Below are 15,556 nucleotides of genomic sequence, written 5' to 3' on the forward strand. Positions count from 1 at the left end.
ATTTATGAATTTCATTAAGGCAAGTTATTTCCGCTAGCGCGAAAAACTATGGTGACCCATACGGGATTCGAACCCGTGTTACCGCCGTGAAAGGGCGGTGTCTTAACCGCTTGACCAATGGGCCATATTTAATCTTTTCATCTAAGCTTCCAACCGGGCTCGAACCGGTGACCTCTTCCTTACCATGGAAGTGCTCTACCTGCTGAGCTATGGAAGCAGGATAACAAAGGCTTTGAAGCTGTTTAACCACTTCTCTCTCGAAGCGAACAAGATTTATTGTAATGGAGTCAGGACAAAAAGTAAAGAGGTTTTCAAAAGTTTTTTTAAAAAAGTTTTCCAAGCTGTTAAGACTGGCTCTGTAAAGCTGTTTGCTGACCAAGTACAACCTCAAAAGTTACCTCATTTGTACTCCAATTTAATGACTTCTCGAATATCAGTTATATTGAGCACCTCACAAATTTTGGCAACATGAGACAGGTTGAGAGCGTTCCTTCTCTTCAAGTCTGAAATTGTTGAGGGTCTTATTTTGGTCAACTCACTGAGCTGGCTCTGGGTAAGGTCTTTCCTCTTGAGAACCTCCTCAAGTGAAAAATAAATAACCGCTGTTCCTTTGTTACTGCTCACTGGCAATCACCTCAAAATCTTACTCTCCAGAAAATACAATTGGATTAGAGCGAATTTCATCATTTTCAAACCATTCTTTAACCTTCTCATAACTCTTTGGCTGTTTCTCCGCTGAGACTGTCAGAAGAATATCGAGAGTCTCTATTTTTAAATTGAATGAATCCCTTTTGGCTGACTTCCAAACGACAACACTTGAGCCAGCAATCTTTCTCATGGCTTCCCTCCTCGTTTGCAAATTCGTGAAAAGAGTTATTTCAAATATAACCTTTTGAGCTTTCAGCGTCAAAGGGAAAACAAAAAGCCAGCACTGAGCTGACTTTCATCATTAGTATGTTTCTGGCAAATCTAAAATCCAATTGAGCCAACCAAGAACCGTTGAAGCTCTCCTTGTATAAGTGCTGTCAGAGTTGACGTTATACAAATTGCACCCTCTCATAATTTCAACAATCCTTGCTCGCTCTGGAGGAGCACCAGCTTGCAAATACTCAATCATTGCTTGACGGAATGGCTCATGAGAAAGGATAAGGCTTGCCAAGGCAAGAAATTTGTCTTTCGTTGTCCGTCTCATAATTTCTCTACCAAGGTGAGTCAATCTGTATTGAGCAATCCTTGAGCCAGTTACATAGTACCTTTCAATTAGTCCAAGATACATTCCAGCACTCGTGTAATAAGCTGTTTGACGCTCGTCAAAGTCATAGTTGCTTGTAATTTGGTCTGAGCTTAAATCATTCTCAACAAGCAAACCAAGCAAGTCAACAACCCTTGTGAAAGAGTCTGCTTGAGGGAAAGGAATTGCTGGCTCTGGAATAACTTGAGTTGTATCTAACAAGCCAAGAACGTCCTCAAGAGCAATATCCTCATGAGCAATGATATAATCTTTTTGCTCAATCAGTCTTAATGAGTTGTAATTCATTGGGTCAGCAAATTCATAAACAAAGAAACTGAAAATGTCATTCGAGTAAGTAAAGAAAACTGGCTTCACTTGCTTATCAGTTTTCGCTTGCCATAAACGATAAGGGTAATAGAGCTGTCTAACAAGGAAGTCTTCAACCGTCTCATTTTTGGCTTCAACAATCATGAATTGAGACTGGCTTTCGTACCCTCCGTCAATTTCAACTTGTGAATTTCTTATATTCATTAAACGCTCGTTACCGCTTCTTGTTCTGATATTGAAGTCAAACTCTCTCGAAGACATTCTCCCAGAAATCGTCTGGAAGGCTTGCTCTCCAATTACGTCCTCCATCATTCCAGTGACAAAAGCACAATGAAGAGCGGAGCTTTCAGAATAAAGGTTTGAAGGGTCAATTGTTGTTATATCTTGAGGGAAAGCAACTTGAATTGGTCTCAAGTTTTGGTTGTAATTAACCCTCTCATAAACGTCAAACTGTCCAATAACATAACTGGAGCGTGAAATTGGCAAAATAGACAAGTTGTTATCCTTAAACAACCTTGGAAGGTTATTGTAATGGTCAAACTTTGCCATTAACCTTGGCTCACGCTCTGTTTTTATTGTTCTGGCTTCAATTTCATAAAAGCCACTTCTTTCAATTTCTTGAAGAATGTTATAACGGTCAAACAAGTTTTCCCAAGCTCTTTCAGTCAAGCTCATAATTTCTCACCAACACTTCATCAATTTTTCCTCTGCCAGAAGCTTTAGCATTGATGTTTCGACTCGCTGAGACTATCTCAATATGGAAACCTTCATATAACTCTTTAATAAATTCTGTTGCTGAGTTGCTCAAAAGGACGTTACAACCTCGCTTGTCCAACTCCACGAATGTATATTTCAACCTTCTTTGGTCTTCTTTGTTGAAACCGTCTAAACTATAACCAGTGAAGGAAGAAGTATCTGAAACAGGGTCATAAGGAGGGTCAAGGTAAATAAAATCACCCTTCTTGGCTGTTGCCAAAACCTCCTCAAAGTCACTATTGAGAATGGAAACATTGTTTGAGCTTAAATAATTATGGACAGCTCGAACAACTATCTCATTAACAATTTGAGGGTTTTTATATTTTCCAAATGGAACATTGAATTGACCTTGGCTATTCACTCGAAACAATCCATTGAAACAGGTCTTGTTCAAATATATCACTCGGGAAGCTCGCTCAATTGGTGTCAGCTCTTTATATTCTTCTTTCCTGTCCAAATCACGAATTGAGTAAAAATACTCGCTGTCATTTTCGTGCTTCTTCAAGTCCTCAATTAACTCGTCAACATTATTTTTAATAACATTGTAAACATTAACAAGCTCAACGTTTACGTCATTTATAATTGCGTTTTTGGGTTGAATATCGAATAAAACTGCTCCAGCTCCAATGAACGGCTCATAATAAGTTTTTATCTTTTTAGGAACGTATTTGCGTATTTCTGGAAGCAATTGACGTTTTCCTCCAGCCCATTTCAAGAATGGCTGAGCTAACTTATTTTTAGCCACTGTTCTACCTCACTTTCAAAAAAAAACTCAAGCTCTATCTGTACGAACAAAAATTCTATTCTATCATAACACTTTCCTTAAAACTATTAAATCATTAAATATCTCCAGCAAGGTAAAAAAAGAGCCAGCTCACTGAGCCAGCTTCATGTAAGTCTTAATGTCCGTCTCGGTTGCTTCCATCCTTATGAGCTTGTTTCCGTTCTTTCTCATTGAGAAGGCAACCCCTTCATTTATTGCTCCTTTGGCTTCCTCAAGAGTTTTTGCTGGAAGAGCGACAGCATAAACAGCCTTTTGAGGTTTTTTGTTTGAGTCAATATATTGAGTTTCAACCTTTACAAATATCATTTATTCTCCTCCATGGTTAAAGCTCTGAGCGTCTTTGACAGACCTCTCAAGGCTTGTTTTTAGCTCTTGTTCCTTTACTCTCTCGGTTTCCCAGCGTCTCAGAGCAAGCTCAGAAGACCGCTCAAAGTGAAAGCTTTTCAATGCAATTCCCTTTTGAGCCAGCTCAATAAGTGCTCTTGAATAACAAAAATTATGAGCTTCCTCCTCGGTCACTGTTCCGAGTGCTGGACAGAAAAACTCGTCAAATTCAACTTCCAGAGCACCAACCTCATAAGAAACCTTATAATAAAAATAATCCTTCATATCTGTTTCCCCTTTTCTTATTGTCTTCCTTCAAAAATTCTCGTGCTGTTATCCTCAGCAATAACGAGAACGTCAGCAAACTTTCCATTGTAAATTCCAAAGCTAATATCTTGAATAGCGTTTTTCACTTGAGGAGAATTGACCTCATTCCCCTTAATGAAAACAACCAAGCGTGAACCCATCATATAATGACTCTTTACCATTCATACCAGCTCCATATGCTTAATATAGTCTTGCAAGATAACCGAGAGTGAAACCTCGGAAAGTATCAACTCCACTCAAAAGAGTTTCAGCGTTGTTTCCTTCCGAGAGCTTCAAGCTCGTTTGGTTTTATCGTTTGCGGACTGCTTGACGTAAGCCAGAGAAAACGTCTGCTGAGTTAAGCTGAGTTGTCAGCTCCTTGCTTACCATTTTCACTTGCTCTTTTCCAGAGTCGCCATTTACAGCAACATTTCCTTCAACCCGAATAGTCAAGGTCTGTCTGTTTCCTCCTCCAGTGAAGCTTGCAAGGGAAACTGGCTCAAAGGAGCTGTTCATTGCTCCAGAGACTCGCTCCATAGCTCCTCCAACAGCTCTCTCCATTGGTCTTACCTGTCTCAAGGCTGACTCATACCAAGTTGGGAAGAAGCTTTTCCCCGACTTATCCAAATCAGAGAGAGCACCCTTCTTGGCTGGGGAGAATGGTAGGAAAGAACGAATCTTTTTCATTCCTCCAGCAACAGCGTCAACAGCTCCAGAAATTCCGTTCTTAATCCCCTTTGTGAAAGCGTCAAGAAGACCTTTACCAGAGTTGGTAAAATCACCAACCCAGCCTTTAATTGCTGAGACAATGTTTTTAATACCATTGGAGACAGCTTGTTTTGCTGAGTTAATGGCTGAATCAAACTTACTCTTAATGGAAGAACCCAAAGAGCTTAAAGCTGAGCCAGCCTTGCTCGGGAGTCCTTTAAAGAAGTTGACAACAGCGGTTACTCCATTTGAGACAGCACTCTTGGCTTTTTCCCAAGTGTTTTTGAAGCCAGAAACAACGTCCACTCCAAATCTGTTAAGAATGGAAATGAATGTTCCAACAAACCCAGAAAAGAAGCCTTTAATTGCGTTCCAAATGTTCTTGAAAAACTCAATTGAAGCTTGAGTTGCTCTGTTCCAGCTTTGCATTGCTCCAGACCAGTCTCCTGTTAAAACTTTGACAATTGTCATTACTACATTGACAACAAAATCAGCCAAATTAACAAAAGCGGTAACGAGAGGAGCAATTGCGGAAACAATTCCATTGAAGACAGCAAGGGAAATGGTTAGAAGCGTTCCAATGACAACTCCGACAGCCATTAAAATTGGCTTGACCGACTCAAACAAAGTCTTGAGAGCTTCCCAGAGTGGAGCAATGCCAGCCATAAGGTTTGCAAAGCTTGCCTTGAATTGGTCAACAAATCCCATGACATAACCCTTCACAATGGAAAAGACATTGGAGAAGAATGGAGCGAAAGTGCTCCAGTTTGCCATAATCTTTGAAACAAGCAAGCCAATTCCAGCTCCGACAGCAATAAAAGCTGTTGTCATTGCAATAGCTGGAGCAAAAGCAATTACAAGAGCACCCAGAGCACCAACCAGCACTCCTCCAATAGCTCCAGCAATCATCATGGCTGTTTGAGCGTGCTGTCCAGAGAATAGCTTTTGAAAGCCTTCCATGAGACCGCCAGAAAAGAGAGTGTTCACCTTCTCAAGTCCAGAGTTAATCAGTGGGAGAATCGTTGAGCCAAACCAAGTATAAGCTCCAGAGGTAAGCGTTCCAGACAGCTCATTGAAAGCTTCTTGAGCTTGCTGAGCTTGCCCGACAGTGCTCCTCATGTATTCCGCTGTTCCTCCTCCAAATGTCTCAGCCATCCCAGCTTGAATGAGTGGGAGAGCGTCACTTGCAAGGAGTTTCCCTTCCTCAGAGAGCTTCCTTACTTCACCAACTGAGAGACCCATTCCGTCAGCAATCATCTGCCAAGCGTTGACTCCTCTCTCAGCAAGCTGACCCATTTCTTCCGCTGAAACCTTTCCTTTTGCACTCATTTGACCAAGAGCAACTCCGACTCCCTTAATGGTTTCCGTTCCTCCTCCAAGTACAGAAGCCATATCTCCAAGAGTGGGAATCCACTTATTAACGTCTTTCAGCTCCATTCCCATTCCCATGAGTGAGGTTGCTGTCTCGTCAATTCCTTGGTAATCAAAAGGTGAGCTTTTTGCGTATGAGCTTATGAAGTCCATTTGCTTATTTGCTCCCTCAATAGAGCCAGTGAGGGTTTTCCAGCGTGCTTCCGAGCTTTCGAGCATTGCGTTGTATTTTGCACCTTGGACAGCGACAGCTCCAAGAGCACCAACTCCAGCAACAGCCATTCCTTGCATTAAGCCAGCGTTTCTTTCGAGTCTGTCAGCCATGCTTGCAACTGACTTATTGACTCCCTCAATAACCCTCGTTGCTTGGTCACGAGCATTAATAATAATGTCAACCATATTCGCCATTTTGGTTTCACCTCCAATTTAAAGAAGCTCCCATTGAGGGAGCTTTCGAGTTTATTCGTCCGTTTCCATGAACAAGCCAGCAATTCCAATGTTTGAAACGTTGTCTTTGTTCTCTTTGGACTGTTTAAATTTGTTATTCAATCCGAGTGACTCAGCAAAGCGAATCATTTTAACTTCAAAATCATTGTAGCTTGGAGAGTCGCTCAAGAAGTCGCTTGAGTCTTTCCTTCCTTGCTTAATGAAATTCATTGCAAAGCGGTCAAGCATTGCCAAGTTAATTGGGTCAACTTCAAAGTTGTCCAGAAAGTATTCCATACACCAGTTATAGAAATTGACTTCCTCTTGAGTCAGCTCCTCTTTCAATTTCTTTGAATAAGCTCCATGAACATAGCTTGCTCTTGGGTCTAATTTTTCCAATTGCCTTCTCCTCCCTTCCTCAGTTTTTGCTCCAGTGCTTTTTCCTCCATGAAATGAACAGCGTCCATTTTCACTCACTGGCTTTCTCAAACAAACCTTATTTTTTTGGTTTTTGCCTTGAATAGCTCCGCAAATGGAAGCTTCTAATTTCAAATGCTTTTTAAGCTCTTTGAGTTTCTCCTCAGCTTCCTCCTCTTTCGCTTTCTCTGCTTCCAGAACAAGCTCTTGAGTTTCCTTTGGAAGCTTTGGGAATCTCCCTTGCTTTTTCGAGTGTTTTCCGTTTTTGTAAGCCAACTGACTCACCCCCGAGGTTTATTTATAGTGTCTTTCCATGTTTGCGAACGTACTCAGCGTAAAATTCTTCAAACTCCCTCTTTTCAGCTTCCTCAGCTTCTTGCTTCTTGAGCTGGCTGAAATAAGAGCTTTTCTCCAGTTGGTCAATTTGTTCTTTGAGCTTTTGAGCCTTGCTCTTCACTGGAAGAGCGTTAAACTCAAGAGCGTTACTCTCTTTTAAGGCTTGTTTTACAAGCACTTTATTCATTGAGTGCTCGACAACCTCAGAAAGTCCAAGACTCTTCTTTTCAGCTTCTTCTTTGTCCTTCTCAATCTTTTCGAGCTTTTTGAGAATATCTTGCAGAGCTTTGACCTCTTTCTCGTCAAGCGTCTTCTTCTCAACAAGAACCTTTTTAATCAAATAATCCATCAGTTTAACTTCCTTCTCAGTAATTGTTGTTTTCGCCATTTTCAATTCCCTCCGTTTTTTATAGAATCATTAAGCCTTGAGTATTAAAATCAGCTTGAAGCTCCAGAAGCTCCTCCAGAGACCAATGCTCAATGAAAGAACGCTCAAAACGTTCCAGCTCAGCAAGAGCAAAGGAAAGCAACCTCAAGCGTCCTGTTTCTTGAGCAATTCTGCTGGCTTCCGAGTAATCCAAGAGCAAGCTTTTGTAATTGTTTTTCACGTTTTCCATTGAGCTTCCCCTCCTGTTATTTTTTGAGCTGTCTTCTGAGCCAGCTTATTGAGTCGTCAATTTCATTCTCTTTGAGTGTTAATGAAAATAATTTCTCATTGAATTTCAGCTCAGCAATTGCCAGCTCTTTTCTCAAATCAGTAATTGTCTTTGCTTCCCCCATTTCCCTCACCTCGAAATATTTTCTGTTTCCCCTTTGTTACTTGAGAGGGAGACCAGCTCCCTCAGTTAATTACTCGTTTTTCTCAAGAAAATCGTTAATTTGCTTCATGAGCTTTTCAAAATCCCTTTTAGCTTTCTCTCGTCCAGCTTCAACAGCTTTCAGCTCAGCTTCCTTGTAAGGAGCGTGCTCAACTGGAGAAATGCTCTCGTTATATTTGAGACCAGCAAGCTTTTTCAACTCTGGAGCTTCAACTGGGTTTCCTGTTTTGGCATAAAGCCAGTTATTTAAACGGTCAATTTCGTTTTCAAGAAGCTGTCTCTTGTGAGAAAGGTAAACCCTCTCCTCGTGAACCTTCCCAGCTTCCGCAATTTCAGCTCGCTTCTCCTCAGCCTTAATTGCTCCAATTTGTTGAGCAACCTCTTGAGCTTGCTTTGTTACCTCAGCAATTTCCTCTTTGGTCTTCTCAACAGCGTTCTTGAATTTCTCAACTTGCTTTTTGTTTGAAGCGGTAGGGTCAATCATTTCATTTGTTTCCGCAATCACTAAACCATTTTGAATCTGGGTAAGCTTGGCTTGAAGTTTACCGCTCTCAGCTTGAAGCTTTGCTTGTTGCTCCTGTAACTTCTCCATTTCTGAAACCTTCTTTGAATTAAATAAACCCATCATAATCACTCTCCATTTTGTTTTTTTTGAAATGCCAAATAACCTCCAGAGAAATTCTCCCGAGGGTGTTCTTTTTGTTTGTCTTGCTTACTTCTTGAAGTTTTCCTTTGTCAGACCAGCTTCATTAATCGTTCTCACAATCTTGTCAAAGCTTGGCTTTTGTTCCTGTCTGCATACAAGTGAAGGGTCAAGAACAAGTCCTGTTTTTGCTGACTTCACTTCAACAATGGCTTGAACCTTCCTCAACTTTGGAATGGCTCTCTTAACAAAATCAATTGAAAGACCCAGCTCCTCAGCAATATGCTTTCGTGACCAAATAACGAGCTTGCTTTTATCGGTCTCGCTTGGGTTATCAACTAACAAGTGAGTTTCCCAATGAAAGTGGCTCAATAGTTGCATTAAGAAGCCAATTTCTGAAAGGGTCAGTCTCTTGGCAACTTCCTTGAGTCGTGTCTTGTAAACTTTCACGAATTTGAAAGACTCTTCCGAGTAACCGCAATTGAAAAAGGCTTCTCCGAGACTAACAAAGACGTTCCTTCCAACTTTCTCTCGGTAAATTAAGCTCATTGTTTCCAGCTCAGAAAGGACTGTTCTAATTTGTCTCTCAGACTTTCCAACGAGTTTCGCAATATCAGAAACCGTCATTCTCTTGCTGTCATTGAAAAGCTGTCCTTCCTCGTTAAACTTCACAAATCCCAACAAGAACATTAACAGACCGCTTTGCTCTAAACTCAACAGTTTTTTCACCTCGTTGAAGTCCTCCTTCACTCTCACAAATTGCTCATTCCCGAGCTTCTTTTGGTTAATTTTCTTTTTGTAAGCTTTATCTGAGTTGACTCTTTGGGGAGTCCTGGCTTCCCCTCCCAACTCAATAAGCTCTCTGACTGTTAATTCATAATAATTCTCCATTCCATTATTCTCCTGCTGTCTTACAGCTTTTCTTTTTGTTTGACTTCAACACTCAATAAATTCATTGGGTCTGTCTCGCCAATGGCACTCGCAATTTTATTGAGCGTTCTAAAAGTAATTGCTTTTTCTTTGCGTATATTTGACAAATTCCCTTTCGCAATTCCTGTTTTGTCTGCTAATTGAGTAAGCGTCATTCCTCTTTTCTGGAGGACTTTATCAATGTCAATGTAAATCTTAACGCTCATTAGTTTCACCCCCAAAATTCTTTATTTTTCTGAGCCAGCTCCTCAGCGTCTTGCAAAAATTGCAAGTACCTTGAAAGGCTCATTCCGTTTGCTTCCGCTAAATATTCCAGTGTATCTTTCAAGCGGTCAAAATCAACAAGACCGTTTGAGCGTGGACTTTGAAGAAATTCAAACAAGCTCATATCTCGCTTGGCTTGGTTGACTTCCTCAGAAACAAGAATAATGTTTCCCTTGGAGCTTCCGAGCCATTTCTTTGAGAGAGCTTGAACGTGCTCAGCTTGAAGCTCAGCTTCTTTACCGCTTATCATGCACTTTCCTTGAGCGTGCTTCTTGAGTGCTTTCCAGTCCTCCTCAGAGTAAGCGTCTGGAGCACCAACAGCTCTTGCTCTTTGGACTTGTTTGTAAGCTCGTCTCTTGTCTTTAATGCTTTTGTTATATTCATCTTGAATCTTTTTGTAACAAGGTTTGCAAGAAGGTCTGAAACCTCCTTGAGTGTACTTTGGAAAGTCCTCAATAAGCTTTACTTGCTGACAGGTCTTGCAAGCTTTTTGAACAACCTCACCACTTTCATTTACCAATTCAAGTTGCTTTGTTTTCCTTGTCTCTTTTACTTTGAACATTTTAATCACTCCATCTGTTTTATTTTTTTATAACATCACTCCAAAAGAAAAAAGCTAACTCGTCAGCCAGCTCATAAAAGAATGGAGTGATTAGATTATTAGGGGAAACAGTCCTCGCTCGCTCTGTTGAGGGAGGTCTTGGCAAGGCTTCTGTTTCGGGTGCTTCTTGGGAGAAGCAGATAAAATAGAGCTGGAAACAGTGCGGAAACCAGCTCAACCTCAAAGCAAAACTAAAACGGAGAATATTCATGAATTGAAGCAGTAAGAGCTTGCTTGAGAAGCAAGATTGAATGGAAGCTCTTATTTTCCCTCTCATAATACATTATCAGCTTAAAGCGACAATTTCTTAAAAGTGCCTTCAAAATACATTATCAGCAAAGTGTAACATTTGTTTTATCAGTCCTAAAAACCCTCTCATAATACATTATCAGACAAGTGTTTATTCGCTTTTTATCTCCCTCATAAATAATGTGCGGAAAGTGTTTACTCTCCTTTTTACCCCTTCATAAACACTGTGAGGAAAGTGTAACAATTTTGGTTTTCGCTCTTAAAGACCCTCTCATAATACATTATCAGTGTAGTGTGACAAGAGGTGAAATTTGTAACTCCTTTTGCGAATAGAGTTAATACAGGACGCTCCAGAGTGGCTCAGAATCGCTTCTGTTGTTACAGGTAATGTATTTGTATTCAAAACACTTAAAAACGCTCTGAGAGCCTTCTGAGGGGTTATTTAACTATTAGAGAAAATTTATTCAAAAAATCTCGCTTGTAAAAATGGCAATTACCGCTCCCAAAAGACCCCCCTCCTGTCCAAATCTGAGAATAATCATTCAAAAATGGTGTATGAGACTTCCGGTATTCACTCATTTTGGTGTATGAGACTTCCGGTATTAAAACAGCCTTGAGCCTTACTCTCCCAAGGGTTGGAGGGTGTTTTCGCTTCCGAGCTTCTCTATATTCTATGACCAAAAGCAACCGTCTCAAGGGAAAGACAAGAACCAACTCAAGGAGACAGCTCATATTTATTTCTGGGTTTCTGGCTCAAGGTCTGGCTTTGAGATAACTAATGAGTAACCTTATAAGACAGCTCTTATATTTATTTAAAAATAAAGAGAAGGTGTCTTATGAGTAAACCTTATTAGTTAATCTTTAAGAGAATAAATAATAATCATATGAGAAGGTGTCTATTAGAGGTTACTTATTAGTTATATTGAGATAGGTTAATCTTTAAAGTAATACTTATTAGTTATACTTTATTAGTAGGGGAAGCCATTTTCTGTTGATAAGTCGCTTGATAGTTGTCACTTCAAGGGTTTTGCTTGTTGATAACTATGGGGATAACTCGTGGATAAGTTTTCGAGAGATAACCGAGGAAGAAAAGCTAATTCTGTATATTTATTAATACAGTTTTATAAATATCATTAGTACAGTTTTTAAGAGGAGGACTATAACAGAATAACAATCGTTATTATAACAGTTTTATCGAGGTTTCAAAACTGGAAACAGCTCATTGTTTGGCTCTGGAGATATATTATTTATACATTACCGAGGAAGCTATCTCAAGGACATAATAAAGATATTTGAGGTGTCAAAGAAAGAACCAGCTCAAGTTGAAACCTTATTTCACTATTTTATTTTACTGAGACAGGAAAGCTTTTAAGTTTAACCTCATTGGTAATGGGTGAGGAAGGTTTTTGCTTTCAGAGAAAGCTCAAGGGTGCTCTCAAGAGGTTGCTCAAGAGTTTGCTCAAGATTTTACTCAAGAGGTTGTAATCAAAAAAAAATTATTCTATTTTTATTGTTTGTAAAAATGGCTCATACCGCTTTCCAGAGACCCCTCCCCCCTCAGAATATTCGCCTTTGAGTTTTCTCCCGAGTTTCCTCTCAAGTTTCTCCGAGCAATCGTTCTTCCGAGCGAACCTCATTTGTAACGTTTTGAGGGAGTCATTCTCATAGGTCTTTCCTCCTCATTTCAGCTTCCTCATGACTACTTTACAAGCCAATTTCAAGAGCATTGTTGATATAGAGCCATTCTCTTGACCACTTTCTATACAGAGAAGAGGTCTTGCACTTATGAGGGAGGACTCAAGAGGTCAGCTCCCGAGGTTGCTCTCAGTCTCCGCTCTCGGTTAAGTATTGGGGAAGCATACTCTCAAGTGTCCTCTGAGACGGACTGAGAAGGCTCTCTCAGCGTTGCCAGTGGGAGGAGGACTCAAAGGGTCAGCTCAAGGAATGGACTCAAGAGCGGTACTCTGGAGCGGTCTCAGTGACAGCTCATTTGAGTGTTAGCCATAGCATAAAGAGAAGGTGTCTCTCAAACAGCTCAGAAGGACACTCACAAGGCTTTGACTAATGAGGGAAGGTCTTTGTATTACCTTGAGGAAGAAGCTCTCAGAATGGCTTATATGGCTTCTCTGGAGTGTCACTTAAAAGCGAACATTGAGAAGGAAGCTCTTTGCTTTATTCGTATTTGAGGAAGGCTCTCAGACCGCTCTCAAGGGGTTGCTCTGGAGGTTACTTTGTTATGGACTTGGGGAGGAAGGCTCTGAGACGGACTCTCAGACGTTCTCATAAGCGTTCTCAATCCTGTTCCCGACTCAGTACCACTCTGGAACGTACTCTGGAGCGGAAGCTTTGGAGACAGCTCAAGGGGTTTGCTGTTGTCCTTCTCATTCCAGATACAAAGGATAATTACTTACAGTAATTCTCATGGAGTGGCTCAACAAGTGACCTCTACAATTCAGTTTCTCCGAGGTCAACTCTTGAGAGAGAGGACGCTGAGAAAGCTCTCTGAGACGTTTTAAGGGTGAGTGGCTGTCCTTGTATTACTTGGAGGTTTAAAACTCAGAGGAAGGCTCTGGAGCGGTCTCATAGCTTGTTTGGGGAGTTGACTCTGGAGCTGGCTTCCTCAAGGGAAACATAAAGACAAAAATGAGGTTTCAATCCTTGGCACTTATGAGGGAGGACTCTCTCGGGTGTCTTATACAGTCCACTTCCTCGGGAACAAACTTATTGAGAGGGAGAGAGGGAGGTGAGAGCTTTGGAGTGTGCTTAATAGCGAATAATTAAAACACGAACATTAATGGCAATAATAAATAGAACCGTTCGGGTTTTACTCAGAAGTGAGTCTATCGAGGGAAAGGTTAAAGATTTTCCCACCTCATTAGCAACCTCATTAGCAACCTCTGGACTCCTTCTCTGGAGTTTCCTCTGGAGTCATTCTCTGGAGTCTCCCTCCCTCATACCTCTCCCAGTGAGTTTAACCTTTAAAGAAACCAGCTCACAAATACTAATGAGTTACACCTCAGAAGAAGGCTCAAAAATGCAAACTGTTTTGACAGCTCATATTTAATTCTAATTGAAACCTTCTCTTTTTTTGGGTGTCTTTCTTTTGGTTGCTTAATAGAGGTTTGCCCCAAAGCGTGCTCATTAAGCTTTCTCGAATTGTTCCTTTTCCCTTATCACCTGTTCAATTTCACTCAGTAACGCTTGGTAAGTGTCTGTAATTTCTTGCTTGAAGCCTTCCTCAAGTTTCTTCCAGCAATGCTCTCTTGTATAATGATGAAACTGCAATTCGTCCTCAAGCTTTCTGTACTTCTCAACTTGTTCAATGGGAGTGTCGTCTGCATTATAGTCTGGCAAATGCAACCCTATTGAAACTACAACCTCAGCAAAACGCTCTTTCTCAAATACTCCGTCATAAAGAAGAGACTTGGAGAAAGTGTCATAAAACTCTTTCACCTCAATGAGCTTCAATTGCAAATCAATATTTAAAATCCTGTCTAAATATGACCATTTCTCTTGGTCAATAAGCTCAACATGAATTGGATATTCCTCAACGCTTATATCTGTTCTTTCACCTTTCCAGCGAATAAGACTTTCCTTCTGCTCATATGCTCTCTCAATGTTTTTAGTGACTTTCTCCATTTCCATTCTCAGTCTGAGCATGGCTGGCAACTGTCTCAGCTTCAAATCTTAGTTATGTTTCTTCTTGTCTTCTGCCAAGGTTAAACGAGCAACCATGAAAGCAACAACTCCGCTGAGTATTCCTCCAGAGTAATTTCCCCAGAAGGCAAGCCAAGTGTCACCCTCTCCAAATGTCCATGAAGTGCCAAACTGAAAAATAGTCATATTTAATACAAAAGGAACGAGAAGGACAGCACCAAGAGCCAACCAGAAATATTTCCACTTAAAATTTATCACGTCAGTTTCCCCTCAGAGTTTTTCTCTAATTATAACCCCGATAGACAAATATTGACTATTATCACTTACAGAATTAAAGGAACATAGTATAATTTGTCGAACCATACCATTGAGGAGGGAATAATTTGAGTAAACTAATAACCGTAAATAAGGCTGAGAAAGAAATTAAGAGACTCCAGCACTTTGTTGCCTTGGTTGAGAATTATGAAGCAAACACTTTGGATAAATGGATTATCAAAGAGTATGCTTATACAAACAGCGTAAGGGAAGTTGTTTCAAGAGCTGACAGAAAAGGAATGGATATTGACCAAGAATATGCCAAATCAGTCATTAAAGGAAAGCCAAATGACGAGCTTCACAAAATATTAAAGTCGGGTTACATGGCAAGGATTAAGCCAAACCAAAAGAAATACTGACTTATTCCTCAAGCCAGTTGAAGCTCAAGAGGGTGCTATTCTTTTTCCTTTGTTCAACAGAAAAGACTCCCGAGAGTGCACCCCAGAAATACCCTCCAAAGCTTCCTTTTATCCGTCTCATTTTATAAGCAAGGACAGAAGCCTTGAAAGCTCTTATGGCTGGCTCTGTCACTTCAAGAACGTCTGGAGCATACTTCCGAGCAACAGCTTGAGCTTTCCCCCAAAGAGTGTAAACCTCTTGAGCACTTACAAAGGGTTTGGCTGTCTCAATAAAGTCTTGAGGAACAAATTCTGTTAAATATGTATAGTCCAATTCTTCCTGTTGTCGTATGTCTTTAATATCTTTTTGAAATGCTTTGAGAAAAAATGTTTCTTTCTTTTTGTTTGCTGTCTCAGCCTTCTCCGTTGCTGGCTTGAGAGCTTCCTCACGATAGGACAAATCGACAGGACAAATGAGAGTTAAACTTGCCCCAAACCCTCCAGAAACCTCTCGGAGCGTTCTTACTCGCTTAATGATACCCTTTCCTTTTAACGAGCTTAAAACTCGCTGAGCGGTCTTATAAGAAACCTCCAGAGCGTCAGCAATGGTCTGAACCTTGAGCCAGCTTACTCCAGCAACCTTACAAGAGTGACCAGCAATAAGCCAGAGAGCTTTTCTCTCTTTTTCAGTAAAGGAAAGAACCTCAAGAGCCTTGCTCAAGAAGCTGTCCATTTCTATAAATGCTAATTTAAAA

Annotated in this window: 20 protein-coding genes and 2 tRNA genes; 1 reads left to right on the forward strand and 21 read right to left on the reverse strand. The window is 40.6% G+C overall.

The window, feature by feature from the left end:
• Positions 1–49 precede the first annotated feature (49 nt).
• The 20 genes from COD11_RS17220 to COD11_RS17310 all read right to left on the reverse strand — a co-directional run bounded on the left by COD11_RS17220 (position 50) and on the right by COD11_RS17310 (position 14,406).
• A tRNA-Glu gene (locus COD11_RS17220) sits at positions 50–124 on the reverse strand.
• Between the two features lie 20 nt (positions 125–144).
• Positions 145–217: transfer RNA gene (locus tag COD11_RS17225), tRNA-Thr, on the reverse strand.
• A gap of 182 nt (positions 218–399) precedes the next feature.
• Complete coding sequence (locus COD11_RS17230; protein ID WP_255301638.1) at positions 400–624, reverse strand: helix-turn-helix domain-containing protein; 225 nt, start codon at positions 622–624, stop codon at positions 400–402.
• A gap of 19 nt (positions 625–643) precedes the next feature.
• Complete coding sequence (locus tag COD11_RS17235) at positions 644–838, reverse strand: hypothetical protein (RefSeq protein ID WP_098798137.1); 195 nt, start codon at positions 836–838, stop codon at positions 644–646.
• 111 nt (positions 839–949) lie between these two features.
• Entirely contained in the window at positions 950–2,233 is a 1,284-nt protein-coding gene (locus tag COD11_RS17240; RefSeq protein ID WP_098798138.1) for a type II restriction enzyme, read from the reverse strand.
• A complete protein-coding gene (locus COD11_RS17245; protein ID WP_098798139.1) occupies positions 2,220–3,059 on the reverse strand; it encodes a DNA adenine methylase in 840 nt (279 codons plus the stop codon). Before COD11_RS17245 ends, COD11_RS17240 begins: the two co-directional genes overlap by 14 nt.
• A gap of 129 nt (positions 3,060–3,188) precedes the next feature.
• The gene (locus COD11_RS17250) at positions 3,189–3,404 is read right to left on the reverse strand and encodes a hypothetical protein (RefSeq protein ID WP_098798140.1); all 216 of its coding nucleotides are present in this window, start codon (positions 3,402–3,404) and stop codon (positions 3,189–3,191) included.
• A complete protein-coding gene (locus COD11_RS17255) occupies positions 3,405–3,707 on the reverse strand; it encodes a hypothetical protein (protein ID WP_098798141.1) in 303 nt (100 codons plus the stop codon). It lies immediately after the preceding gene.
• A gap of 17 nt (positions 3,708–3,724) precedes the next feature.
• Positions 3,725–3,910 carry a hypothetical protein gene (locus tag COD11_RS17260; protein ID WP_098798142.1) on the reverse strand — a complete coding sequence of 62 codons (186 nt, stop codon included), beginning with the start codon at positions 3,908–3,910 and terminating at the stop codon, positions 3,725–3,727.
• A 127-nt stretch (positions 3,911–4,037) separates the two neighbouring features.
• Entirely contained in the window at positions 4,038–6,215 is a 2,178-nt protein-coding gene (locus tag COD11_RS17265; RefSeq protein WP_098798143.1) for a tape measure protein, read from the reverse strand.
• A 51-nt stretch (positions 6,216–6,266) separates the two neighbouring features.
• Positions 6,267–6,926, reverse strand: a complete 660-nt coding sequence (locus COD11_RS17270; protein WP_098798144.1) for an HGGxSTG domain-containing protein — start codon at positions 6,924–6,926, stop codon at positions 6,267–6,269.
• A gap of 22 nt (positions 6,927–6,948) precedes the next feature.
• Positions 6,949–7,374: a hypothetical protein gene (locus COD11_RS17275; RefSeq protein WP_098798145.1), complete on the reverse strand. Its 426-nt coding sequence runs from the start codon at positions 7,372–7,374 to the stop codon at positions 6,949–6,951.
• A gap of 19 nt (positions 7,375–7,393) precedes the next feature.
• Positions 7,394–7,603, reverse strand: a complete 210-nt coding sequence (locus COD11_RS17280; protein WP_098798146.1) for a hypothetical protein — start codon at positions 7,601–7,603, stop codon at positions 7,394–7,396.
• Between the two features lie 16 nt (positions 7,604–7,619).
• Positions 7,620–7,766, reverse strand: coding sequence for a hypothetical protein (locus COD11_RS26950; RefSeq protein ID WP_176551125.1), 147 nt, complete (start codon positions 7,764–7,766; stop codon positions 7,620–7,622).
• Between the two features lie 69 nt (positions 7,767–7,835).
• Complete coding sequence (locus COD11_RS17285) at positions 7,836–8,432, reverse strand: hypothetical protein (protein WP_098798147.1); 597 nt, start codon at positions 8,430–8,432, stop codon at positions 7,836–7,838.
• Between the two features lie 84 nt (positions 8,433–8,516).
• A complete protein-coding gene (locus COD11_RS17290; RefSeq protein ID WP_098798148.1) occupies positions 8,517–9,338 on the reverse strand; it encodes a helix-turn-helix transcriptional regulator in 822 nt (273 codons plus the stop codon).
• Positions 9,339–9,358: 20 nt separating this feature from the next.
• The gene (locus COD11_RS17295; RefSeq protein WP_098798149.1) at positions 9,359–9,583 is read right to left on the reverse strand and encodes a helix-turn-helix domain-containing protein; all 225 of its coding nucleotides are present in this window, start codon (positions 9,581–9,583) and stop codon (positions 9,359–9,361) included.
• A 5-nt stretch (positions 9,584–9,588) separates the two neighbouring features.
• Positions 9,589–10,203 (reverse strand): hypothetical protein, encoded by a 615-nt coding sequence (locus COD11_RS17300; protein WP_098798150.1) that lies wholly within the window; start codon positions 10,201–10,203, stop codon positions 9,589–9,591.
• 3,429 nt (positions 10,204–13,632) lie between these two features.
• Positions 13,633–14,130, reverse strand: coding sequence for a hypothetical protein (locus tag COD11_RS17305; RefSeq protein ID WP_098798151.1), 498 nt, complete (start codon positions 14,128–14,130; stop codon positions 13,633–13,635).
• A gap of 48 nt (positions 14,131–14,178) precedes the next feature.
• The gene (locus COD11_RS17310; protein WP_098798152.1) at positions 14,179–14,406 is read right to left on the reverse strand and encodes a hypothetical protein; all 228 of its coding nucleotides are present in this window, start codon (positions 14,404–14,406) and stop codon (positions 14,179–14,181) included.
• Between the two features lie 125 nt (positions 14,407–14,531).
• Between COD11_RS17310 and COD11_RS17315 the strand changes: the two genes are divergently transcribed.
• Positions 14,532–14,822, forward strand: coding sequence for a hypothetical protein (locus COD11_RS17315; protein ID WP_098798153.1), 291 nt, complete (start codon positions 14,532–14,534; stop codon positions 14,820–14,822).
• A gap of 1 nt (position 14,823) precedes the next feature.
• On the opposite strand, the gene COD11_RS17320 is transcribed toward COD11_RS17315, so the two are convergent.
• Positions 14,824–15,556: transcriptional regulator (locus COD11_RS17320; RefSeq protein ID WP_369689284.1), on the reverse strand; the 733-nt coding region annotated here is incomplete at its 5' end.

Source organism: Bacillus sp. AFS040349 (genome assembly GCF_002577655.1).
Classification (GTDB): Bacteria; Bacillota; Bacilli; order Bacillales; family Bacillaceae; genus Metabacillus.

What these genes read in the sequence shown, in the direction of transcription:
- COD11_RS17235 (WP_098798137.1), bottom strand. Translation starts at nt 838, where the DNA reads ATGAGAAAGATTGCTGGCTCAAGTGTTGTCGTTTGGAAGTCAGCCAAA.
- COD11_RS17240 (WP_098798138.1), bottom strand. Translation starts at nt 2,233, where the DNA reads ATGAGCTTGACTGAAAGAGCTTGGGAAAACTTGTTTGACCGTTATAAC.
- COD11_RS17250 (WP_098798140.1), bottom strand. Translation starts at nt 3,404, where the DNA reads ATGATATTTGTAAAGGTTGAAACTCAATATATTGACTCAAACAAAAAA.
- COD11_RS17255 (WP_098798141.1), bottom strand. Translation starts at nt 3,707, where the DNA reads ATGAAGGATTATTTTTATTATAAGGTTTCTTATGAGGTTGGTGCTCTG.
- COD11_RS17260 (WP_098798142.1), bottom strand. Translation starts at nt 3,910, where the DNA reads ATGGTAAAGAGTCATTATATGATGGGTTCACGCTTGGTTGTTTTCATT.
- COD11_RS17265 (WP_098798143.1), bottom strand. Translation starts at nt 6,215, where the DNA reads ATGGCGAATATGGTTGACATTATTATTAATGCTCGTGACCAAGCAACG.
- COD11_RS17275 (WP_098798145.1), bottom strand. Translation starts at nt 7,374, where the DNA reads ATGGCGAAAACAACAATTACTGAGAAGGAAGTTAAACTGATGGATTAT.
- COD11_RS17280 (WP_098798146.1), bottom strand. Translation starts at nt 7,603, where the DNA reads ATGGAAAACGTGAAAAACAATTACAAAAGCTTGCTCTTGGATTACTCG.
- COD11_RS26950 (WP_176551125.1), bottom strand. Translation starts at nt 7,766, where the DNA reads ATGGGGGAAGCAAAGACAATTACTGATTTGAGAAAAGAGCTGGCAATT.
- COD11_RS17285 (WP_098798147.1), bottom strand. Translation starts at nt 8,432, where the DNA reads ATGATGGGTTTATTTAATTCAAAGAAGGTTTCAGAAATGGAGAAGTTA.
- COD11_RS17290 (WP_098798148.1), bottom strand. Translation starts at nt 9,338, where the DNA reads ATGGAGAATTATTATGAATTAACAGTCAGAGAGCTTATTGAGTTGGGA.
- COD11_RS17295 (WP_098798149.1), bottom strand. Translation starts at nt 9,583, where the DNA reads ATGAGCGTTAAGATTTACATTGACATTGATAAAGTCCTCCAGAAAAGA.
- COD11_RS17300 (WP_098798150.1), bottom strand. Translation starts at nt 10,203, where the DNA reads ATGTTCAAAGTAAAAGAGACAAGGAAAACAAAGCAACTTGAATTGGTA.
- COD11_RS17305 (WP_098798151.1), bottom strand. Translation starts at nt 14,130, where the DNA reads ATGGAGAAAGTCACTAAAAACATTGAGAGAGCATATGAGCAGAAGGAA.